The 20,070-nt window shown below is 74.4% G+C and carries 20 protein-coding genes; 12 read left to right on the top strand and 8 right to left on the bottom strand.

Annotated elements, in window-relative coordinates; genetic code table 11:
* Positions 1–3 precede the first annotated feature (3 nt).
* The gene (locus ABGB11_RS39515; protein WP_347640664.1) at positions 4–1,143 is read left to right on the top strand and encodes a glycosyltransferase family 4 protein; all 1,140 of its coding nucleotides are present in this window, start codon (positions 4–6) and stop codon (positions 1,141–1,143) included.
* 16 nt (positions 1,144–1,159) lie between these two features.
* Here ABGB11_RS39515 and ABGB11_RS39510 read toward each other — a convergent pair whose 3' ends face one another.
* Positions 1,160–3,148, bottom strand: a complete 1,989-nt coding sequence (locus ABGB11_RS39510; protein WP_347640663.1) for a PQQ-binding-like beta-propeller repeat protein — start codon at positions 3,146–3,148, stop codon at positions 1,160–1,162.
* A 78-nt stretch (positions 3,149–3,226) separates the two neighbouring features.
* On the opposite strand from ABGB11_RS39510, the gene ABGB11_RS39505 reads away from it, so the two are divergent.
* The 6 genes from ABGB11_RS39505 to ABGB11_RS39480 all read left to right on the top strand — a co-directional run bounded on the left by ABGB11_RS39505 (position 3,227) and on the right by ABGB11_RS39480 (position 9,107).
* Positions 3,227–3,823 carry an HD domain-containing protein gene (locus ABGB11_RS39505; protein ID WP_347640662.1) on the top strand — a complete coding sequence of 199 codons (597 nt, stop codon included), beginning with the start codon at positions 3,227–3,229 and terminating at the stop codon, positions 3,821–3,823.
* Positions 3,824–3,855: 32 nt separating this feature from the next.
* Positions 3,856–4,353, top strand: coding sequence for an SRPBCC family protein (locus tag ABGB11_RS39500; RefSeq protein ID WP_347640661.1), 498 nt, complete (start codon positions 3,856–3,858; stop codon positions 4,351–4,353).
* Positions 4,354–4,408: 55 nt separating this feature from the next.
* Positions 4,409–5,146, top strand: coding sequence for an acetoacetate decarboxylase family protein (locus ABGB11_RS39495; protein ID WP_347640659.1), 738 nt, complete (start codon positions 4,409–4,411; stop codon positions 5,144–5,146).
* Positions 5,143–5,766: an SDR family NAD(P)-dependent oxidoreductase gene (locus ABGB11_RS39490; RefSeq protein ID WP_347640658.1), complete on the top strand. Its 624-nt coding sequence runs from the start codon at positions 5,143–5,145 to the stop codon at positions 5,764–5,766. Before ABGB11_RS39495 ends, ABGB11_RS39490 begins: the two co-directional genes overlap by 4 nt.
* A 91-nt stretch (positions 5,767–5,857) precedes the next feature.
* Positions 5,858–8,308: an AAA family ATPase gene (locus ABGB11_RS39485; RefSeq protein WP_347640656.1), complete on the top strand. Its 2,451-nt coding sequence runs from the start codon at positions 5,858–5,860 to the stop codon at positions 8,306–8,308.
* Positions 8,309–8,405: 97 nt separating this feature from the next.
* Positions 8,406–9,107, top strand: a complete 702-nt coding sequence (locus ABGB11_RS39480) for a TetR/AcrR family transcriptional regulator (RefSeq protein ID WP_347640655.1) — start codon at positions 8,406–8,408, stop codon at positions 9,105–9,107.
* A 113-nt stretch (positions 9,108–9,220) separates the two neighbouring features.
* Here the strand turns inward: ABGB11_RS39480 and ABGB11_RS39475 are convergent, their stop codons facing one another.
* Genes ABGB11_RS39475 through ABGB11_RS39460 form a run of 4 tightly spaced genes read right to left on the bottom strand, consistent with a single transcriptional unit; the run spans position 9,221 to position 12,787 of the window.
* A complete protein-coding gene (locus tag ABGB11_RS39475) occupies positions 9,221–10,075 on the bottom strand; it encodes a glycosyltransferase family 2 protein (protein ID WP_347640698.1) in 855 nt (284 codons plus the stop codon).
* 23 nt (positions 10,076–10,098) lie between these two features.
* Positions 10,099–10,962 carry a CDP-alcohol phosphatidyltransferase family protein gene (locus ABGB11_RS39470; protein ID WP_347640653.1) on the bottom strand — a complete coding sequence of 288 codons (864 nt, stop codon included), beginning with the start codon at positions 10,960–10,962 and terminating at the stop codon, positions 10,099–10,101.
* Positions 10,952–12,007, bottom strand: coding sequence for an iron-containing alcohol dehydrogenase family protein (locus tag ABGB11_RS39465; protein ID WP_347640697.1), 1,056 nt, complete (start codon positions 12,005–12,007; stop codon positions 10,952–10,954). Before ABGB11_RS39465 ends, ABGB11_RS39470 begins: the two co-directional genes overlap by 11 nt.
* Positions 12,008–12,055: 48 nt before the next feature.
* Complete coding sequence (locus tag ABGB11_RS39460; RefSeq protein ID WP_347640652.1) at positions 12,056–12,787, bottom strand: phosphocholine cytidylyltransferase family protein; 732 nt, start codon at positions 12,785–12,787, stop codon at positions 12,056–12,058.
* A gap of 395 nt (positions 12,788–13,182) precedes the next feature.
* Between ABGB11_RS39460 and ispD the strand changes: the two genes are divergently transcribed.
* Together ispD and ABGB11_RS39450 are read left to right on the top strand one after the other, a co-directional pair.
* The gene (ispD, locus tag ABGB11_RS39455; protein ID WP_347640651.1) at positions 13,183–13,887 is read left to right on the top strand and encodes a 2-C-methyl-D-erythritol 4-phosphate cytidylyltransferase; all 705 of its coding nucleotides are present in this window, start codon (positions 13,183–13,185) and stop codon (positions 13,885–13,887) included.
* Entirely contained in the window at positions 13,884–14,648 is a 765-nt protein-coding gene (locus ABGB11_RS39450; protein WP_347640649.1) for a glycerophosphodiester phosphodiesterase, read from the top strand. The genes ispD and ABGB11_RS39450 overlap by 4 nt, the downstream gene beginning before the upstream one ends.
* A gap of 19 nt (positions 14,649–14,667) precedes the next feature.
* Here the strand turns inward: ABGB11_RS39450 and ABGB11_RS39445 are convergent, their stop codons facing one another.
* Both ABGB11_RS39445 and ABGB11_RS39440 read right to left on the bottom strand, forming a co-directional pair.
* A complete protein-coding gene (locus tag ABGB11_RS39445) occupies positions 14,668–15,417 on the bottom strand; it encodes a hypothetical protein (RefSeq protein WP_347640647.1) in 750 nt (249 codons plus the stop codon).
* 99 nt (positions 15,418–15,516) lie between these two features.
* Positions 15,517–16,569 carry a glycosyltransferase family 2 protein gene (locus tag ABGB11_RS39440; protein ID WP_347640646.1) on the bottom strand — a complete coding sequence of 351 codons (1,053 nt, stop codon included), beginning with the start codon at positions 16,567–16,569 and terminating at the stop codon, positions 15,517–15,519.
* Positions 16,570–16,835: 266 nt separating this feature from the next.
* On the opposite strand from ABGB11_RS39440, the gene ABGB11_RS39435 reads away from it, so the two are divergent.
* Genes ABGB11_RS39435 through ABGB11_RS39425 form a run of 3 tightly spaced genes read left to right on the top strand, consistent with a single transcriptional unit; the run spans position 16,836 to position 19,886 of the window.
* On the top strand, positions 16,836–18,491 hold the full coding sequence (locus tag ABGB11_RS39435) for an LCP family protein (protein ID WP_347640644.1): 1,656 nt from the start codon (positions 16,836–16,838) through the stop codon (positions 18,489–18,491).
* A 60-nt stretch (positions 18,492–18,551) separates the two neighbouring features.
* A complete protein-coding gene (locus ABGB11_RS39430) occupies positions 18,552–19,361 on the top strand; it encodes a thioesterase family protein (RefSeq protein ID WP_347640643.1) in 810 nt (269 codons plus the stop codon).
* 60 nt (positions 19,362–19,421) lie between these two features.
* The gene (locus ABGB11_RS39425; protein WP_347640642.1) at positions 19,422–19,886 is read left to right on the top strand and encodes a hypothetical protein; all 465 of its coding nucleotides are present in this window, start codon (positions 19,422–19,424) and stop codon (positions 19,884–19,886) included.
* Between the two features lie 62 nt (positions 19,887–19,948).
* Here ABGB11_RS39425 and ABGB11_RS39420 read toward each other — a convergent pair.
* The coding region (locus ABGB11_RS39420; RefSeq protein WP_347640450.1) for an acyl-CoA dehydrogenase family protein at positions 19,949–20,070 on the bottom strand (122 nt) is incomplete at its 5' end.

Raw genomic sequence — 20,070 nt, 5'->3', positions numbered from 1 at the left:
GTTATGCGGGTCTGCGTCTGCACGGTGGTGCACCATCCCGAGGACGCGCGCATTCTGCACCGGCAGATACGCGCGCTGCTGGACGCCGGCCATGAAGTCACATATATAGCGCCATTCCGGGCATGCAATGCGACGCCGTGGCGGCAGCTCAGCCCGGTGGACATCCCGCGCGCCACGGGGCGGCGGCGCCTGCGGGCCCTGCGCGCCGCCCGCCGGGCCCTCGCCGAGCACGCCGCCTACGCCGACCTGATCCTCCTCCACGACCCCGAGCTGCTGGTGTCCCTCCCCCGCCAGGTCCGCGAGCGGACGGTCGTCTGGGACGTCCACGAGGACACCGCCGCCGCCCTCTCCGCCAAGGGCTGGGTGCCGGGCCCGGCCCGGCCCGTGCTGCGCCCGGCCGTGCACCGCCTGGAGCGGCGCAGCGAGCGGCGGCACCGGCTGCTACTCGCCGAGGAGGGCTACCGGGCCAGGTTCCGCGAGGACCACCCGGTCGTGCCGAACACCACCTACGTCTCCGACCTGCCCCCGGGGCCGCCGGACGGCCGCCGCGCCGTCTACGTCGGGCAGCTGTCGCGGGCCCGCGGCGCCCTCGACATGATCGAGATGGCCCGCACGCTGACCGCCGCGGGCGTGCTGGTCGAGCTGATCGGCGCGGCCGACGGCGACGTCCGGGAGGACCTGCGGGAGGCGCAGCGCGAGGGGATCGTGCGCTGGTACGGGTTCGTCCCGAACGACCGGGCGCTGCGCATCGCCGAGGGCGCGGCGGCCGGGCTGGCGCTGCTGCACGACGAGCCCAACTACCGGCACTCGATGCCGACGAAGGTCGTGGAGTACATGGCCCGCGGCGTGCCGGTGGTCAGCACGCCGAACCCGCCGGCGGTGGACATCATCGAGCCCGCCGGATGCGGCCTGATCGTCCCGTTCGGCGACCCGGAGGCCGCCGCCAAGGCCGTCCTGCGGCTGCGGGACAGCCCCGACCTGCGCGCCGACCTCGGCCGGCGGGGCTACGAGGCCGCCCGGAAGCGGTTCCACTGGCCCGTCCACGCCGAGCGCTTCGTCGCCCAGCTGGAGGCCTGGGCGGGCCGCTCCCCGAGCGCCGCGCCGGACCCCGAGCCCGAGGCGCGGCCGGTGCCCGAGTTCTGAGAGACCGGGTGGCGCGTCAGGACGAGTGCCGCGTGAACGACGGGTGGTGCAGCCGGTAGGCGACCGACCGGGCGACGCGGGCCGCCGCACCCGGCGGGCGGCTGGCCTCGACGACCACGACGTACCGGCCCACCCGCAGCGCGATCATCCCGGCGGCCGGGCCGATCTCGTACGCCTCGTCGGCGCCGATGTCGCGGCGCCGCCGCGCCTGCGCCTGCGTGGCCTGGAGGGCGTCCAGCATCCGCGAGGCCGCCCGGTCGGTGTCGCCCACCCAGCGGACGCTGACCGTGAGGCCGCGGACCGTCGTGTCCGGCCGGCCGGTCTCCTCCGGGCTCGCCGACGGATCGGGCGCCGCCGACCCGGTCGCGCTCGGCTCCGGCTCGGGCGACGTCCGCTCGCCGGGCTCCGGCGGGTCCTCCCCCTTCGCCTTGCGGCGGGGTTCGTAGGAGCACGAGACCGGGTGCGGCAGCCTCACCGTCCCGGCGGAGGTGGGCCGCGGCCGGGTGGTGTGCCCGGTCAGCCGGGCGGCGGCGAGGTCGGGCTTCTTCAGCAGGGCGCACGCGTCCGGCCAGTCCGCCACCGGGACGCCGCCGAGCTCGGCCGGGCCGGGGCCGGTGAGCCCGCCGCGCAGCGCCATCAGCCGCGCCGCGCCGTCCGGGCGGGGCGCCGCCTGCGGGACGGCCACGTACAGCAGCCCGCCCGCCGCCGCCAGCCACGGCCGGGCGCCCGGCAGGTCGGGATCCAGCGAGAACGGCACCGGCGCGGTCGTGGCGCCCCCACCGCCCGGGTCCACGATGTCGACGGCCGCCGGCAGCAGATCGGCCGACAGGCGGGGGCGCAGCGCGAACACGCGCCCGCCGGCCTGGGCGAGCGCCGCGTACGCGGGCACGTCGCGGCCCCACCGGACATCCCCGGACGGGACGTCCACCGCCTCCATGCGGGCCTCGTCCGGGCCGGAATCCTCCAGGTGGTAGACGACGAGGAGCCGGTCCCCGACCCGCACGCCAGGGCACATCAGGTCGCCGCACACCCCGTCGCCCTTCCAGACCCCGACCTGGCGGCCCTTGTCGTCGTAGGCGCGCAGGGCCGTCCCGTCGGAGGCGAGGGTGACGCCGTCCAGCATCGACACCTCGGGCGACTCCCGGGACCCGAGGCGCCGGTCCCAGCGCACGGCGCCCTTCGCCGGATCGACGGCGAGGAGCCGGCTGCCCGCCCCGTCCTTCCCCGCGGCCGCCGTGCAGTGCAGGCCCAGCGCCGCGAGGCGCTCCCGGCCGTCGGACGGGTGCGCGCCGCCCTCGAACAGCCGGCAGCCGCGCGGCAGGGCCATCCGCCACACCCGGTTGCCGGTGACGGCCGAGACCCCGAACAGCGTGCGCCGCGCGTCGTCGGTGGTGAGCAGCACCTCCGACCCGGCGGGCCAGCGCAGCGTCGTCCGGGAGACCGCGGCGGGACGCTCCCCCTCGCGCCGCCACAGCAGGCCGCCCGACAGCGCGTCGAACGCGACGAGCACCCGGTCGGCCCGGTCGCCGTCCCGCTCGAAGTAGGCGACCAGCCGGGACCCGGTGGACGTCCAGCCGAGCAGCGTCCACCCGGAGCGGCGGTAGCTCCAGCGGCCGTCGCCGGTGCGCGCGTCCCGCACCTCGACGCCGTTCCCCGACGCCGTCACGACCTGCCCCTGCGCGACCTCGTGGGCGATGCCGTCGTAGCCGGCGACGGAGCCGTGGTGGGTGCGCGTCGTCCGCTCCCAGCTCACGGTCAGCGGGCCGGGCGGCGGCCCCACCTCGCTCTGCGGGGTGACGGGGGTCCCGGTGACGGTGTGGCGGACCTGCCACCACTCGGCCCGCAGGACGTACTTGTCGACGAGCACGACGCACAGCACCACGGCCACCACCGCGGAGACCAGCCCGAGAGCGACGCGGACCCTGCCCACGGACTCCGGTCGGCCGTCAGGCCGCTGCCGGCTCCCGACCACGACCGCGCCCGCCTCCTCCCCTACTGTGCTCACCAAGGCTCATCAAGGACGACACCCACCATGCCCTGTGCGGGGCTCCCGCGCGACACGGGAGGGAAGAACGGAGGAACCGTGGAGCTCTTCACCCGCTGGCACGCCTGGGACACGGCCCGCGCGGACATCGCCGCGTCCGGCGCGGACATCGGCCTCGACGGCCTGGACAAGGCCGTCGCCGCCGCCGAGCGCTGGCACGGCGACCAGCTGCGGCCGACGGGCGCGCCGTACGTCGAGCACCTACTGGAGGCCCTCGAAGTGCTGGTGCGCGGGGCCGGCGTGACGGCGCCGGCCGTCCTGTCCGCGGCCATTCTGCACGACACCGTCGAGGACACGCCCGCGACGCTCGCCGACGTGGAGGCCGAATTCGGCCCCGAGGTGACCGAGCTGGTCGACTGGGTGACCAAACCGCCCGCCACGGGCACCGGACGCCAGGCCAAGCGCGCCTCCAGGGCCGCCTACCTCCGCCGGCTGAACGACGCCCCGCGCGAGGCCGTGCTGGTCAAGCTGGCCGACCGCGCCAGTAACGTGCAGACCCTGGACCGGATGCCCCCGGACTTCCAGCGCCGCTACTACGCCGAGACCCTCACCTACATCGTCCCCCTCGCCGAGGGCGAGCCGTGGTTCCGGGACTGGTACTCCTCCTGGCGGCGGCGGTTCGCCCACCTTCAATGACCAGATGGTCACGAAGTGGGATGATCGGGGCCATGGAGCGTGAGTGGGTGGTCGAGGAGAGCGTGGCCGTCGCGGCGGACGCGCGCAGCGTGTACGCGACGGTCGCTGACCTGCGCCGCATGGGCGAATGGAGCCCGGAGGTGTTCGCGATCTGGGTGCGCGGCCGGTCGGTCGCGCCGGGGACGAAGTTCGTCGGGTTCAACCGGATCCGGTGGCGCGTGTGGTTCACCACGTGCCAGGTGACCTCGGCCGTGCCCGGTCAGGCGTTCGCGTTCCGGGTGTCGAGCTTCGGGATGCCCGTGGCGCTGTGGGGCTACCGCATCGAGGACGTCACCGCCGATCCGGCCTCGCCCCGGACCCGGCTCACCGAGTACTGGGAGGACCTGCGGCGCGACAACCGCGGCGCCGCGTTCGTCTCACTGCTCGGAAAGGTCTTCACCGGCGTCCCGGCGGAACGCCGGGCCGAGGCCAACCGCAAGGGCATGCGCGCCACCCTCGACCGCATCCGGACAGCCGCCGAGAAGGGGTGACGTCCGCCCGCGTCCCCGCTTGGCAGCAAAACGAGAACCTGTTCTACTAAGCGGTGTGACAAGCACCGTGCACGCGTATCCGATCCAGGGCGAGCGGGTCACCCTTCCGGTGCGGATCCGCGACGCCGCCGTCGGGTCGGCGATGTTAGCCGTCCCCGCCGGAGCCGCCCAGGCCGTCATCGCCTACTCCGGCCTGGAGGTCGCCGAGCCGCTGCCCGGGAAGGCGATCTGCTCGCTGGCCTTCGTCCGGTACGCCGACGGGGACCTCGGCCCGTACCACGAGTTCGCCGTCGCGTTCCTGGTGCGCCCGCCCGGCGGGACGGGATCCGGCGGGGTGCTCGGGCGGCTGCGCGGGGTCGGCGCGTTCATCCACTGGCTCCCGGTCAACCAGGAGTTCACCCTGGAGGCGGGGCGGACGATCTGGGGCTTCCCCAAGGAGATCGCCGACATCCCCATGGACCTCGCCGGACGCGTGCGGCGGTGCGCGGTCCGGTTCGGCGGGCGGACGGCGATCGAGGTCGCCGTCCGGCCGGGGATCCCGATGCCGGACGCGGCCGGCGCGCCGAGCGTGGACGCCTACTCGTGCCTGGACGGCGTGACCCGCCGGACGCCGTGGACGCTGACGCCGTCGCGGGTCCGGACCCGTCCGGGCGGGGCGAAGGTCGTGCTCGGCGACCACCCGGTGGCGGAGGAGCTGCGCGGGCTGGGCCTGGACCGGGCGCGGGCGCTGAGCAGCAGCACCGTCGGGCACCTGCGGATGGTCTTCCAGGGTGCCGAGGAGGTGCGCCCATGAGGCGGACCGCGCTGGTGACCGGTGCCGCGCGCGGGCTGGGCGCGCTCGCCGCGCGGCGGCTCGCGGCGGCGGCCTGGGACGTCGTCGCCGTCGACGTGGACGAGGCGGGCCTCGCCGCGACGGCGCTGCGCTCCCCCAACACGCACGTCCGGACGTGCGACGTCACCGACCCCGCCGCCCTGGCGGACGTGCTGGCGATGGCGGGCCCCGTGCACCGCGTCGTGCACGCCGCCGCGGTCACCGCGTCCGGCCCGGTGCTGGCGCGGTCGCCCGCCGAGGTAGAACGCGTTCTGCGGACCAACGTGCTCGGCGCGGTGACGGTCGTCCGGGCGACGCTGCCGGGGATGCTCGACCGCGGCGCCGGCGAGCTGTTCCTGTGCCCCGGCGGAGCGGGGGCGCCGGCGGGCGCCGCCGCGGCGGCCGTCGCCGCCTACGCCGACGCGCTGTGGGCCGAGCACGGCGGGCAGGGCGTGACGCTCCGCTGCGTCCACGCGGACGGGGCGCCGCACGGGCTCGTCCTCGACGCGCTGGACCGCTCCCTCGCGCGGCCCGCCGCGCGGATCCACGTGCGCCCCCGGCCGACCCGCCGCCCACCTGCCCTGATCCGCGCCCCGCGATGAACCGCCGCGGGACCGCATAAGCTGTCTCTTTCGCCCCTTCGGGGTGCCGGGGGACGTCCCCGGCGCGAGACACGCGCGAGGAGCAGCCTGCATGTCGTCCCAGGTCAACGGGCGGCCGACCGGCCCCGGCGGCACGGTGAAAGACCGGGAGATCGCCGCCGAGCAGCGCTACGTCGACATCGCGTACGCGCGGCTGGAGGAGATGCGCGCCGACGCCCAGGCCATGATCCGCGAGGGCTACCGGCAGTCGCTCGCCGGCACCAAGGGCTCCCTGGTCGACCGCGACGCGATGGTCCACCAGGCCGCGCTGCGCGCCCAGGCCCTCGACATCGCCGACGACGGCCTGGTGTTCGGCCGGCTCGACCTGGCCTCCCGCGAGGTCCGCTACATCGGGCGCATCGGCGTCCGCACCAGCGAGCACGACTCCCTGGTGATCGACTGGCGGGCGCCCGCCGCCGAGGACTTCTACCGCGCCACCCCCGAGGACCCGCGCGGCGTCGTCCGCCGCCGGGTGCTGCACTCGCGCGGGCACACGGTCGTCGACCTGGAGGACGACCTGCTCGACCCGGACGCCTCCGACGGGATGACGATCGTCGGCGACGGCGCGTTCCTCGCCTCGCTCGCCCGCACCCGCGAGGGCGCGATGCGCGACATCGTCGCGACGATCCAGCGGGAGCAGGACGAGGTGATCCGCGCGCCCGCCGACGGGACGGTCCTGGTGCGCGGCGCCCCCGGCACCGGCAAGACCGCCGTCGCCCTGCACCGGGTCGCCTACCTGCTGTTCCGGCACCGGCGCCGGTTCGGCTCGCGGGGCGTCCTGGTGGTCGGCCCGAACCGCCGGTTCACCGCCTACATCGAGCGGGTGCTGCCGTCGCTCGGCGAGGGCTCGGCCACGCTGCGCTCGCTCGGCGACCTCGTCGACGGCGTCACCGCGACCGTCCACGACCCGCCGGAGACGGCCCGCGTCAAGGGCGCGGGCGCGATGGCGACCGTGCTGCGCCGCGCCGTCGCCGACCACCCGCCCGGCGCGCCCGACGAGCTGCGCGTGGTGTTCAAGGGCATCGTCGTGACGCTCGACCGCGCCCGCCTCGACCGGATCAGGACCGAGCTGCACCGGCGCAGCCGCGGGAGCGTGAACGCGGCCCGCGGCCGGGCCGCGGAGATGCTCCTGGACGCGCTCTGGGAGCGCTTCACCGACGTCGGCGGCCCGGAGGCGGCCGAGGCCGAGGAGGGCGCCGAGGCGGGCCTGTGGAACGCGATCCTCGCCGCCGACGGCCTCGCCTCCCTCGACGAGGAGCCGGCGCGCGGCGGGCGGCAGGGGAACGGCGACCCCAAGCGCGGCCGGTTCGACGCGCGGGTCCGCGAGCAGCGCGCCTTCACCGACTTCCTCGTCTCGTGGTGGCCGATCCGCCGGCCGCCGGACGTGCTCCGCTCGCTGGGCGACCCCGCCCGGCTGCGCCGCGCCGCCGGCCGCGACCTCGACCGCTCCGCGATCGAGTCGCTCGCCGCGTCCTGGGCCGGCGGCGACGCGCCGCTCAGCTACCAGGACGTCGCGCTGCTCGACGAGCTGGACGCGCTGCTCGGCCCGCCGCCCCGCCCGTCCCGCCGCCGGAGCGCCCCGTCCGAGGACGACCCGTTCGTCGTCGACGGCGTCAACATCCTCACCGGCGAGGAGGTCGTGGACGACACCTGGGAGCCGGAGATGCAGGAGCTGACCACGTCCATCGAACGGGTGGAGCGGTCGCGGCGCGTGGACGACGGCGTGGTGGAGGAACGCCCCGAGTACGCCCACATCGTCGTGGACGAGGCGCAGGACCTCTCCCCCATGCAGTGGCGCATGCTCGGCCGCCGCGGCCGCCAGGCCAGCTGGACGATCGTCGAGGACCCCGCCCAGAGCGCCTGGGAGGACCTGGACGCCGCCCGGCAGGCGATGGACGCCGCGCTCGGCGGCGAGCGCCCGTCCCGGGGCCGCCGCCGCACCCGCAAGGCGCCGCCCCGCACGCGGCACGAGTACGAGCTGACGACGAACTACCGCAACTCCACCGAGATCGCCGCGGTGTCGGCCCGGGTGCTGGCCCGCGCGCTGCCGGACGCCTCCCCCGCCCGCGCCGTGCGGACGTCCGGCATCGACCCGATCGTCTCCATCGTCCCGGACCACGATCTGGCCTCGGCCGCCCGCGAGGCCGCCGAGGAACTGCTGGGCCAGGTCGACGGCACGATCGGCGTGATCGTCCCGCTCCCCCTGGCCGCGCCGTCCGGGGCCCAGCCGTCCCTGTTCGACCCCTCGCCCGGCCCTGTCGCCTGGTCGGAGGCCGACCGCGAACGGCTCGGCGAAGGGCTGCCGGAACGGGTGCAGGTGCTGGACGTCCTGGAGGCCAAGGGCCTGGAGTTCGACGCGGCCGTCATCGTCGCGCCCGAGACCGTCGCCGCCCAGTCGCCGCGCGGCCTTCGCGTCCTGTACGTGGCGGTGTCGCGGGCGACGCAGCGGCTGACCGTCCTCACCGCCGACCCCGAGTGGAAGCGCACGCTGCTCGGCGGCTGACCACGCCCTCGGCCGCGGACCCGCGGTGGGAACGAAACCGCCCCCGCGCGGGAGTTAGGCTGACGCTGCCCCCATTCGGACGCGTGGACGGAGAGCGATGAGCGGCCGCAACCCCGCGCCCCGACGCAGCTACGGAGGCCGTTCGGCCGAGGAGCGCCGCGCCGAACGGCGGGAACGCCTGCTGGCGGCCGGGCTGGAGCTGTTCGGCACGCGCGGGTACGCGGCGACGTCCATCGAGCGGCTGTGCGCGACCGCGAGCGTGTCGACCCGCAACTTCTACGAGGAGTTCTCCGGCCGCGAGGAGCTGCTCACCACGCTGCACCGCGGCATCAACGAGCGCGCCTCCGAGGCCGTGGCCGCCGCCTACGCCGAGGCGGCGGACGCCGGCCTCGCCACCCGCGTCGAGCGGGCCGTCCGCGCGTTCGTCACCGCCACCGCGAGCGACCCGCGCCGCGCCCGCATCGCCTTCGTCGAGGTCATCGGGGTCAGCCCCGGGCTGGAGCGGCACCGCCTCGGCTGGCGCACCCGCTGGGAGGAGGCGCTGCTGGCGATGACCCGCGAGGCGGTCGAGCGCGGCGAGGCCGTCGACCGCGACCACCGCCTTACGATGATCGCGATCATCGGCGCCGTGAACAACCTCGTCCACCACTGGTCCGCCCGCGACCAGGACGTCCCCCTGGACGACATCACCGCCGAACTCACCCACCTGATCCTGGCCGTGTTGACCCAGGGGGGCGACCCCCTGGAACCCCCGTCACGAGCCGGTCGATCCTCACGGCACGGTTCAGGTGAGCTGTGACCGTGCGGGTCTGCGACGTGCCGCTGCGGTCGCCCGGCTCGACGGGCATGCGCCCTCCGCTCGCTGCACTCGCTCCACGCGCCTGCCCGTGACCGCCGCTTCGGTCTTGCGAATCAGATGATGGGAGGGCGGCCGGTGCGGGTCATGCGCCAGGCGGTGCGGTAGGAGATGGGGCGGCGGGGGCCGGCGGGCTTGCGCCAGCCCTCCAGGAAGCCCCTGAACCACGGCTTGAGCGCGCTCGGCCTGCGTTCGCGGAGGAGGGTCATGCCGACCCACACGGCGAGGTAGGTGAGGGCGAGCGGCCACGGGAGGTTGCGGCGGGCCAGCCAGACGCGGTTGCGGGCGTTGTAACGGTAGAACATGTCGTGCCGCGTCGGCAGGACGGCCGGGTGGAACATGACCGCCGAGGCGTCGTAGACGATCCGGTAGCCGGCGTTGAGGATCTGCCAGGCGAGGTCGGTCTCCTCGTGGGCGTAGAAGAAGTCCTCGGGGAGGCCGCCGCCGGCGTCGAACGCGGCGCGGCGGATCGCGGAGGCGCCGCCGAGGAAGGTCGTCACGGCGGACGAGCGCTCCGGGTCGCCGGCGCGCAGCCGCGGCACGTGGCGGCGCTCGCCCCGGCCGCCCTCGGGGTCGCGGACGCGGAACGAGATCACGCCGAGGTCGGGCTCGGCGGAGAACCGGTCGCGCAGGTAGGTGCCGAGGCGGGTGGAGCGGTACCAGCCGTCGTCGTCCAGGAAGAGGATCACATCGCCGCCGGACGCCTCGACGCCCCGGTTCCGGCCGCCCGGGATGCCGAGGTTCTTCGGGAGGGAGACGGTCTTGACGCGCTCGTCGTCGAAGGGGGCGGCTCCGGCCTGGTCGCCGACGGGGTCGACGCCGTTGCCGACGAGGACGACCTCGATGTCCACGTGCTCCTGCTCCAGGGCGCTGCGGACGGCGCGGGCCAGCTCCTCCGGCCGGTTCCCCATCGTGAGGACGACGACGGACAGTTTCACTTCAGCCTCCGGGAGGCCAGGATGCTGACCAGGTGGAGCAGCGTCTGGACGACGGCGACGGCGGCCACGGCGACCATCAGCACGCGGACCGCGACGGGGTCGTCCGCGCCGGAGACGGTGTCGATCACGGCGGCGGCGAGGATCAGCAGCGACAGCTCGACCGCGCCGATGATGCGGTGGAAGCGCAGCATGGACGCCGCCTGCCGGGCCAGCGCGATGCCGGTGGAGCGGGGGCGCAGCGCCCGGTCGCCGCCGGACGGGTCGGCGGGCAGCCCCGACTTGGCGCGGGCCACGACGACGTTGTCGGTCTCCGCCTTGATCAGCGCGGCGCCGAGGGCGGCGACGAGGCCGAGCTCGGCCCAGCCGCCGTTCGACCAGCCGCCCTGCGCCATGAAGCCGAGCCCGATGAGCAGCGACACCTCGGACAGGTAGTGGCCGATCCGGTCGAGGAACACCCCGGCGACCGACGTCTGCCGCAGGTAGCGGGCGACCTCGCCGTCCACGCAGTCGAGCAGCAGGTAGACCTGGACGAGGAAGGCGCCGCCGAGCGCCGTCCACAGGGCGGGGGCGGGCAGCGACACCACGGCGCCGGCGGCCACGCCGCACGCCATCATCATGTAGGTGAGCTGGTTGGGGCTGAAGCCGAGGCGCAGCGCGATCCACGCGAAGTACGGGGACAGGTCGCGCATGTAGAGGCGGCCGGCCCAGTGCTCCTCGTTGCGGCGGTCCTTCAGGCCGGGCGGCTGCCCGTACCGGCGGATGTCGGCGACGCGGGCGCCCTTGCGGTGCGGCCGGTGGTCGTCGGCGGGCGGCTCGGGGGATTCCGGGGGACGGTTCCGCCCGGGCAGCTCAGCCTCCATGGGCCTGGACATACTCTTCCACCGCCTTGCGGGTCTCGCCCTCGTCGAGGCTGAGGTGTTCCAAGATCGTATAGCGGCCGGGCCGGGTCCGCGGGGCGTAGTGCACGGCCTCCGCGAACTGCTCGGCGGTCAGCCCGACGTCGCCGGGGACCCGCGGCAGCCCGTGCCGGGCCAGGCAGGCGAGGATCTCGCCGAGCCGCTCCTCCCCCGCGCCGAGCCGGGTGGCGCGCAGGTGGTAGCAGAACGCGGCGCCGATCCCGGCCAGCTCGCCGTGGTTGGCGGTGTCGGGGAACAGATGGTCGATGGCGTGCAGGATCTCGTGGTCGCCGCCGCTCGCCGGGCGGGAGTCGCCCGCGAACGCCATCGCCATCCCGGACAGGACGAGCCCCTCGGCGAGGACGGTGAGGAACCGGTCCGAGCCGACCGTGCCGGGCTGGTGCAGCAGCGCCTCGGCGGCGGTGCGGGCCACGGTGAGCGCCATCCGGTCGACCCGCTCGCCGCACTCGTCGGCCGCGAGCAGCCAGTCGTCCACGGCGGAGAAGTTGCTGACCACGTCGCCGATCCCGGCGCGGACGAGACGGTCGGGCGCCGCGTGCACGTAGTCGAGGTCGACGATCATCGCCAGCGGCATCACGACGCCGAAGGAGCCCTTGCCCTTGTCATGGAAGAGGGAGGCGACCGGCGAGCAGATCCCGTCGTGGGACAGGTTCGTGGCGACCGACACCATCGGGATGCCCGACAGCGTCGCCGCGTACTTGGTGGCGTCGATCGTCCGGCCGCCGCCGATGCCGATGACGGCCTCGTAGGACCCGGCGCGCAACTTGGAGCCGAGGTCGACGGCCGCGTCGACGGTGCCGCCCGCGACATGGAACACCTCGCAGGCGGCCAGCGACGGTCTGACCTGCTCGGCGATCTGGTCGCCCTGGCCGGGGCCGACCGCGATCGCGACGCGTCCCTCGGTGGCGATCCGCCGGTCGGCGAGCAGCTCGCCGAGGGAGGCGACGGCGCCGCGCCGGACGTCGATGGACAGCGGCGCGTTCAGCATCCGCGTGAGCAGGGGCATGGGCCTCCTCGCGTCGTGCCGGGCGTGCGGTCAGTAGCCCTTGGCGATCCGGCGGGCCTTCTCCAGGTCGTCGTGGTTGTCGACCTCGACCCAGGCGGTGTCGCCGATCGGCGCGACGCCGATGCGGCCGCCCCGGTTCACGAGCTCCTGGTAGCCGTCCTCGTAGTAGAGGTCCGGGTCGCGCTCCCAGGTGGCCTTGAGGGCGTCGGCGAGCGGCTCGGCGGCGGCGGGCTCGATCAGGGTGGCGCCGATGTACTCGCCGTTCGCGGTGGCCGGCTCCATCAGCTTGGTGATGGTCTTCAGGTGGCCCTCGCCGTCGAGGATGACCTTCATCTCCTCGTCGGCGAGTGTTTTCACGTCGTCCACCGCGAGGAGGATGTCCGGTCCGCGGCCCGCCAGTAGCGTCTTCTCGACGCTCACCGGGTGGACCGTGTCGCCGTTGACCATGAGGACGCCCTTGGAGAAGTGCTCGCGAGCCAGCCACATGGAGTAGGCGTTGTTCCACTCCTCGGCCTTGTCGTTGTGAACCAGCGTGAGGGACACGCCGTACTTCTCCTCGAGGGCGGCCTTGCGCTCCTCCACCGCGCCCGCGCAGTAGCCGACGACGATGACGACGTCCGTCAGCCCGACCTCGGCGAGGTTGCCGAGGGCGATGTCGAGGATGGTGGTCTCGCCGTCGACGGGGACCAGGGCCTTGGGGAGGGTGTCGGTATACGGCCGCAGCCTCCGGCCCGCGCCCGCCGCCAGCACCATACCGATCATGATCTTCTCTCCCTTTCCTCGTGGGGGCCGCCCCCACGTCCCCGGACAGGACGCCAAGGTAGGCGGCCGGCGCCGCGTACGCGAACGGAGGCGGCCCGGCCGGACCCGCGCGGACGGCGTCCGGCCGTCGTGGCCGGGCCGGACCCGGTGGCCTTGGCGGGTGCCGTGGGCGGTGTCGCGGTGGTGGAGCGCGGGGACCGTGATCGGCGCGTAGACGAGCGGCGCCGATACTGCCCGCGCGTCCCCCAACACGGCGAGGTAACCATACTCGATTGCGCGCATGAAGGGCGGGACGAGCGGAACCCGGCGGACTCCGGCGGCCTTGCGGTCCGGGCGGGTGAGCGCGGGGCGGTCCTGTTACGTTGAGCGTGACCAGTCGTGGGAACCGGGGAGAGATGGCGACGCGGACGGTTGCGGTGGTGCTCGCCGGCGGGGTCGGCGAGCGGATGGGCGCCGGGCGCCCCAAGCAGCTCATGGACATCGGCGGGCGGCCGATCCTGGCGCGCGCGATCGCCGCGTTCGACGCGCACCCGGGGATCGGCGAGGTCGTGGTCGTGATGGCCACCGGCCATCTGCGCGAGGCCGCCGCCATCGCCGCGCCGTTCCGCAAGACGGCGGCGGTGATCGAGGGCGGCGCGACCCGGACCGCGTCCACGGCCGCGGCGCTGCGCGTGCTGGACGGCCGCCCCGACGACACCCGCGTCCTGTTCCACGACGCCGCCCGCCCGTTCGTCGACCGCGCGGTGATCGACCGCGTGCTGGACGCGCTGGACGCGGACGAGGCCGTCGCGGTGGGCGTGCCCTCGTCCGACACGATCGTGGTGGTGGACGAGGACGGCCTGGTCGTGTCGATGCCGCCGCGCGAGACGATGAGCCGGTTCCAGACGCCGCAGGGGTTCCGGCTCGGCACGATCCGCAAGGCCTACGAGCTGGCCCTCGCCGACCCGGCGCTGCGCGCCACGGACGACTGCGGGATCGTGCACCGCTACCTGCCGGACGTCCCGATCCGGGTCGTCGCGGGCAGCGAGCGGAACCTCAAGGTCACCCAGCCCCTCGACGCCGTCGTCGCCGAACATCTCGCCACCGAGGACTCCCCTTGATCTTCGAGCACGCTCCCACGGTCATCGGCCACCGCGGCTACGGGTCGGGCGACCCGACGCCGCCCGGGTCCCCGACTCCGGTCGCGGAGAACACGCTGCCCTCGCTGCTCGCCGCCGCGGAGGCGCTCCGCGGCGCCCCGGGCGGGCCCTGGGTGGAGATCGACGTGACCCGGACCGCCGACGACCACCTCGTGCTGCGGCACGACCCGACGACGTCGGAGGGCGACCACCTGGTCGACCTGCCCGCCACCGCGAGCGGGCTGCCGCTGCTCACCGAGATCTTCGCGGAGCTGCCCGCGGACGTGCCGGTGGACGTGGACGTGAAGACCGTCCTGGAGGACGCCCTGGACGAGCCGTCCCGCCGCACCGGGGCGCTGCTGCTGCCGGTGCTGCGGCGGGAGGCGCGGCGGCGCCGGCTGCTCGTCACCTCGTTCGACCCGTCGCTGCTGATGTTCCTGAAGGACGAGCTCCCCGGCGTCCCGCTGGGGCTGCTGACGTGGCTGCGGTTCCCGCTGTGGCACGCGGTCCCGGCGGCGGCGGGCCTCGGCCTGGACGCCGTCGCCGTGCACACCGGGTCGTGCGGCATCGAGCATCCCGACACGCGGCTGCGCCCGCTGGAGCACTGCGTGGACGTCGCACGCAAGGCGGGCCTGGAGACGATCGCCTGGTGCCCGAGCGCCGAGGCGGCGCCGACCTACGCCGCCGCCGGGTTCGACGCGATGGTGGTCAACGACGTCCCGGGCGTCCTGGCGGCCGTCTGAGCGCCGCTCCGCCCGCGCCCTACGACGGGTGGTTCCCGCCGTACATCCGCGTCCAGTCGCCGGGCTCCTCGTCGTCAGGGCCGGAGCCGGGCGGCGACGACGGCTTGGGCTTGTCGCCGGACGCCGGGGCGGGCGGGGACGACGGCGGGGACGAGGACGGCGCCGGAGGGCCGGCGGACGCGGGCTGGGCGGGCGGCTGCCCGTACTGGGGCGCACCCTGCCAGGGCGGGCTCTGGCCCGGCGCGGCAGGCGGCTGAGGAGCTCCCATGGGCGCCGGGGAGCCGGGCATGGGCGGCGGGCCCATCGGCGCCGGCGGCGGCCCCGCGAAGCGCGGAGCGGCGCCCGTACGGGCCTTCCAGCGCGACGGCGCGAGCGAGGCGGCCAGGAGCGCGACGCCCAGCAGCAGGAAGATGCCGTAGGGGGCGATGAACGTGTAACCGAGGTACATCTCGCGGGGGAGCGGGTCGCGCCCGGAGTGCTCGATCGCCCAGCGCGGGGCCACGACCCAGAGGACGCCGACGCCCGTGTAGACGAACCCCGGGATGAGCGAGGCGAGCGGTGAGATCCTGGATCCCACCGCCACGCCCACCAGGACGGCCGCGACCAGCACGACCGCGGCGGCGATCCAGCGGTCGCCGCCGCCCCGGGTGTAGAAGTACCGGAAGTACTCGCTGAACTTCGTCGTGCTGTACATCAGGCACACCGCGATGACCGGTGTCACCACGAGACCGATCACCACGCCGAGGCCGTGGCGTGCTCCGCTGGACATGGCCACCTCCGAACAGCGGCAGGCAAGATCCCGCCAAACCTAACGGCTCCGACGTCCGGAAGACCACGGAGGTTCGCAGGTGGATCTAGCTTTTGTCCGCTATTGGAGGGTTTCGCCCGGTTTTACCGGGGTCGGCTGGCCGAGCCGCGGCGGGCTGGTCAGGAACCCGACGCCCCACGTCACGTGCATGGTCGCGAACACCAGCGGCAGCCGGACCCAGGCGCCGAGCGGCAGGCCGCGCCCCTCCACGGCGGCACCGACGATCATCGCGGCCGCGTACCCGCCGGGCAGCAGCCAGCCGGGCCAGAACCCGAACGCCCCGGCGACCGCGCCCGCCGCCATCGCGACCACGGCGATGGGCGGCGCGAGGTAGCGCAGGTTGAGGGTGCCCTGGTGCTCGCGCCCGACGACGCGCCGCCAGCGCCCGGTGTGGAAGTACTGCTTGGCGAGGGCCCGCAGGTTGGGCCGCGGCCGGTAGGTGACGCGCATCCGGGGCGTGAAGAAGATCCGGCCGCCGGTCTCCCGGATGCGGTGGTTCATCTCCCAGTCCTGCGCGCGGACGAACGTCTCGTCGTACCCGCCGACGCGGTCCAGCGCGCTGCGGCGGAACGTCCCGAGGTAGACCGTCTCGACCTCTCCCGCCTCGCCGCCGGTGTGGAAGCGGGCGTTGCCGACGCCGAGCTTGGACGTCATCGCGCGCGCCACGGCCTTCTCGAACGGGGTGACGCCCTCGGCCGCCATGATCCCGCCCACGTTGTCGGCGCCGGTCTCCTCCATCGTCTCGACGGCGGCGCGGACGTAGTCCGCCGGCAGCAGCGAGTGCCCGTCCACCCGGACGATGATCGAGTACTGCGACGCCTTGATCGCGATGTTGAGGCCCTGCGGGGTGCGCCCGGTCGGGTTCTCGACGACCAGGACGCGCGGGTCCTCGGCGGCGAGCTTGCGGGCGATCTCCTCGGTGCGGTCGCGGGACGGCCCGACCGCCAGGACGAGCTCCAGCTCGCCCGGGTAGTCCTGGCTCAGGATGCCGCGCACGGCGTCGGTGAGGTGGCGTTGCTCGTTGAGGACCGGCATCACGACCGAGACGGCGGGCCAGGTGCGCTCACCGGGCGCGGAGTGGGGCTTCACGGCGTACCGGGTTTCCTGGTTCATGGCGCGCTGGGCATGGGGAGACGGATTCATGTGGGCTCGCGGGTGCACCCGTCCGGAGGACCGAAGCAGGACACCTCTTCCTCTCTGCTCGCTCGTCTGACGCAGCCCACGCCACCCAGGTTTGCGTGCGGGCCGCCGGGGTGTGGTCAAGACGGCGCCACGTTACTGCAAGGACACGAGGCTCAGGTAGCGAACGGACGGGTGTCCCCCACTTTAGAGTGGTGTGGACTCGCGTCAGAACGAGATCTCCGGGAGGCGGCGGCCGCATGGCAGACGGGCACGACTCTGGTCGTGGCGACACCGACCCGCTGGAACGCTACTTCCGGCCGCGTCCCGGTTCCCATGCGGCCGACGACGGCGACGGCGACATCGAGGGCGTGACCATCGACGGGATGCCCGCGCCGCGGGTCCGGGTGGAGAGCCCGCGCGGGCCGCGCCGCCCCGGCCGGCAGCTGAGCCCGCGCGCCGCGATGAGCGCGCGGCGGCAGAAGCGCTTCCTCACCCTCACCGGGACGGCGTCGGCGTTCGTCCTGCTGACCTCGGGCGGCGCGTGGGCGTTCCAGAACTACGTCACCGGCATGATCGACAAGGTGTCCGTCGGCGGGCTCGGCAAGGGCGAGGACGCCCCCAAGGGCGCGATGACGATCCTCGTCGCGGGCGTCGACCGGCGCGAGGGGCTGACGAAGGAGCAGCAGAAGGCCGCCAAGCTCGGGCATTTCGAGGGCGAGCGCTCCGACACCATGATGCTGGTGCACGTGTCCCGCGACCACGACAGCATGTCGCTGGTCAGCCTGCCGCGCGACTCCTACGTGACGATCCCGGCGCACCGGTCGAACGGGTCAGAGGGCGCGAAGGGGACGCGGGTGCCGGCCCGTCCGGGCAAGCTCACCTGGGCCTACCAGTTCGGCGGGCCCGACCTCACCGTCAGCACGATCAAGCAGGCGACGGGCGTGTCCATCGACCACTACGTCGAGGTGAACTTCTACGGGTTCGTCCGCATGGTGGACGCGCTCGGCGGCGTGGACGTCTGCACCGAGCAGGCCGTCGACGACAAGAAGAGCGGGCTGCGGCTCCCGGCCGGCACGTCGCACGTGGACGGGCTGAAGGCGCTCGCGTTCGCCCGCGCCCGCTACTCGCTGACCGGCGGCAGCGACCTCGGGCGCATCGACCGGCAGCAGCAGTTCATGGCGTCGCTGATGAAGCAGGCGCTGTCGACGAAGACCCTCAGCGACCCGGTCAAGTCGACGCGCTTCCTGAACGCCTCGCTGAAGTCGCTGCGCGTCGACGAGGAGCTGGCCGACGACCTGCCGAAGCTCGCCGACCAGATGAAGAACCTGTCGACCGACGACCTCACGTTCGCGAAGCTGCCGCTGGCCGACCCCGACTACAACGCCGTCCTGTGGAACTCGCCGACGCCGCAGTCGACCGTCCAGTGGGACCAGCACAAGGCGCGCGACCTGTTCACCAAGCTCCGGCGCGACCAGCCGCTCACCGAGCACACCGCCAAGCCGAGCGCCTCGCCGACGAAGAAGCCGGAGGACGAGCTGACGGTGCCGCCGGACGACATCTCCCTCCGCGTGCTGAACGCGATCGGCACCCCGGGGCTCGCGACCAGGGCGGGCGGCCAGCTGCGCGGGCTCGGGTTCGAGGTGACGGTGGTGCCGGGCGTCGCGCGGCGCGGTCTCCAGACGACCCAGATCCAGTACGGGCCCGGCCGGGAGGACTCGGCGAAGACGGTGGCCGCCGCGATCCCGGACGCCAAACTGAAGAAGATCTCCTCGCTCGGGTCGCGGGTGCAGGTGATGGTCGGGGCGAACTGGGACGGCGTGAAGAAGGTCAAGGTGAAGCCGTCCCCGGGGGCGTCGCCGTCCACGAGCCCCGCGATCGAGACCGGCACGGCCACCCAGAAGCTCTGCGGCTGACGCGCGTCCCGCCGCCCCCATCTTCTAGAGTGGGATTCTAGTCTTGTGGGGAGGAGCCGCATGACCGAGGACGCGCCCGCCGAGGCGTTCTACGAACCGCTCGGCGACGGGCGGTTCGCCGCCACCGCCGCGACGGCCGGGCCCTGGTCGCCGGGGTTCCAGCACGGCGGCCCGGCGTCGGCCCTGATCGGGCGGGCCTTCGAACGGCACGACCCCGTCCCGGGCACCCGGGTCGCGCGGGTGACGGTCGAGATCCTCGCGCCCGTCCCGGTGGCGGAGCTGGAGGTCGCCGTCCGGACCGTCCGGCCCGGCCGGCGGGTCAGCCTCCTCGAGGGGAGGATCACCCACGAGGACAGGCCGGTCGTGCACGCCACCGCGTGGCGGATCATGGCGGCCCCGTCCCGCCTCGAACCCGTCGTGCACGCCCCCGCCCCGCCGGACCTGCCCGGACCTCAGCGCCCGTTCGGCGGCTGGCCGGGGGCGCACGTGGACGGCTACCTGTCCGCGATGGAGTGGCGCGTCGTCGAGGGCGCCTTCGGCGAGCCCGGCCCGGGGACGACCTGGGCGCGCTCCCGGGTCCCGCTGGTGCCCGGCGAGCCCGACACGCCGCTGGTGCGCGCGCTGACGCTGGCCGACAGCGCGTCCGGCATCGGCAGCCAGCTCGACCTGGCCAAATGGCTGATCATCAACACGGACCTGACGGTCGCGCTGCACCGCGACCCCGTCGGCGAGTGGCTGTGCATGCACGCCTCCCTCGACGCCGGCCCGGGCGGCAGCGCCCTGTGCCACGGGACGCTGGCGGACCGTTCCGGCGAGGTCGGCCGCGTGATGCAGACGCTTCTCGTGGACGAGCCCCCGGCCCGTTCCTGATCAAGCACTCTGGGTAACATTCTGGTGACAGACAGTAGTCGCATGTCAGGAGTCACCAGCATGTCCACAAGGATTCCCAGCCTGCTCACCACGACCGCCGCCGCGCTGGCGCTCGCCGCCGGCATGGCCGGCTCGGCGCTCGCGGCGCCGCCACCGGGCGACCCGGCCTCCTCCACCAAGGCGCCGGAGGTCGCGCCGCCCGTCTCGTCCAAGTCGTCCACGCTGGCCGAGTCGTCCAGCGCCAAGGACGGCACCCGCCTGGCGGCCTGCATGGACGCCACCTGCGAGGTCGAGGTCCGCGACGGCCAGAAGATCCCGCTCGACCCCAAGTACGGCCTGAAGCCGGTCAAGGTCGACCTCCGCGGCAACCGCGCGATCTTCACCCTGGAGGACGCCCGCAACCCGAAGACGAAGACCGTGATGGACGTGGCGGGGACCAACTCCACCGCCAGCTACAACGGCATCACGTTCCGTCCGCGCATGACGAAGAACGGCAACGCCATCGTCGACGTCTCGCACGCCTGACCCGTCACCGGGGGACGGGCACCGGCCCGTCCCCCGGGGTCGGCGGGGGCTCCTGCCGCCGGTTACTTCAGGAGCTGGCGGGCCATGACCATCCGCTGGATCTGGTTGGTCCCCTCATAAATCTGGGTGATCTTGGCGTCGCGCATCATCCGCTCCACCGGGAACTCCCGCGTATACCCATACC

The organism is Actinomadura sp. B10D3 (assembly GCF_039871695.1).
GTDB lineage: Bacteria > Actinomycetota > Actinomycetes > Streptosporangiales > Streptosporangiaceae > Spirillospora > Spirillospora madurae.
This window is presented reverse-complemented; position numbering and strand designations above follow the sequence as displayed.

What these genes read in the sequence shown, in the direction of transcription:
- ABGB11_RS39515 (WP_347640664.1), top strand. Translation starts at nt 4, where the DNA reads ATGCGGGTCTGCGTCTGCACGGTGGTGCACCATCCCGAGGACGCGCGC.
- ABGB11_RS39500 (WP_347640661.1), top strand. Translation starts at nt 3,856, where the DNA reads ATGGAGCGTGAGTGGGTGGTCGAGGAGAGCGTGGCCGTCGCGGCGGAC.
- ABGB11_RS39490 (WP_347640658.1), top strand. Translation starts at nt 5,143, where the DNA reads ATGAGGCGGACCGCGCTGGTGACCGGTGCCGCGCGCGGGCTGGGCGCG.
- ABGB11_RS39485 (WP_347640656.1), top strand. Translation starts at nt 5,858, where the DNA reads ATGTCGTCCCAGGTCAACGGGCGGCCGACCGGCCCCGGCGGCACGGTG.
- ABGB11_RS39480 (WP_347640655.1), top strand. Translation starts at nt 8,406, where the DNA reads ATGAGCGGCCGCAACCCCGCGCCCCGACGCAGCTACGGAGGCCGTTCG.
- ABGB11_RS39475 (WP_347640698.1), bottom strand. Translation starts at nt 10,075, where the DNA reads ATGGGGAACCGGCCGGAGGAGCTGGCCCGCGCCGTCCGCAGCGCCCTG.
- ABGB11_RS39470 (WP_347640653.1), bottom strand. Translation starts at nt 10,962, where the DNA reads ATGGAGGCTGAGCTGCCCGGGCGGAACCGTCCCCCGGAATCCCCCGAG.
- ABGB11_RS39465 (WP_347640697.1), bottom strand. Translation starts at nt 12,007, where the DNA reads ATGCTGAACGCGCCGCTGTCCATCGACGTCCGGCGCGGCGCCGTCGCC.
- ABGB11_RS39460 (WP_347640652.1), bottom strand. Translation starts at nt 12,787, where the DNA reads ATGATCGGTATGGTGCTGGCGGCGGGCGCGGGCCGGAGGCTGCGGCCG.
- ispD (WP_347640651.1), top strand. Translation starts at nt 13,183, where the DNA reads ATGGCGACGCGGACGGTTGCGGTGGTGCTCGCCGGCGGGGTCGGCGAG.
- ABGB11_RS39445 (WP_347640647.1), bottom strand. Translation starts at nt 15,417, where the DNA reads ATGTCCAGCGGAGCACGCCACGGCCTCGGCGTGGTGATCGGTCTCGTG.
- ABGB11_RS39440 (WP_347640646.1), bottom strand. Translation starts at nt 16,569, where the DNA reads ATGAACCAGGAAACCCGGTACGCCGTGAAGCCCCACTCCGCGCCCGGT.
- ABGB11_RS39435 (WP_347640644.1), top strand. Translation starts at nt 16,836, where the DNA reads ATGGCAGACGGGCACGACTCTGGTCGTGGCGACACCGACCCGCTGGAA.
- ABGB11_RS39430 (WP_347640643.1), top strand. Translation starts at nt 18,552, where the DNA reads ATGACCGAGGACGCGCCCGCCGAGGCGTTCTACGAACCGCTCGGCGAC.
- ABGB11_RS39425 (WP_347640642.1), top strand. Translation starts at nt 19,422, where the DNA reads ATGTCCACAAGGATTCCCAGCCTGCTCACCACGACCGCCGCCGCGCTG.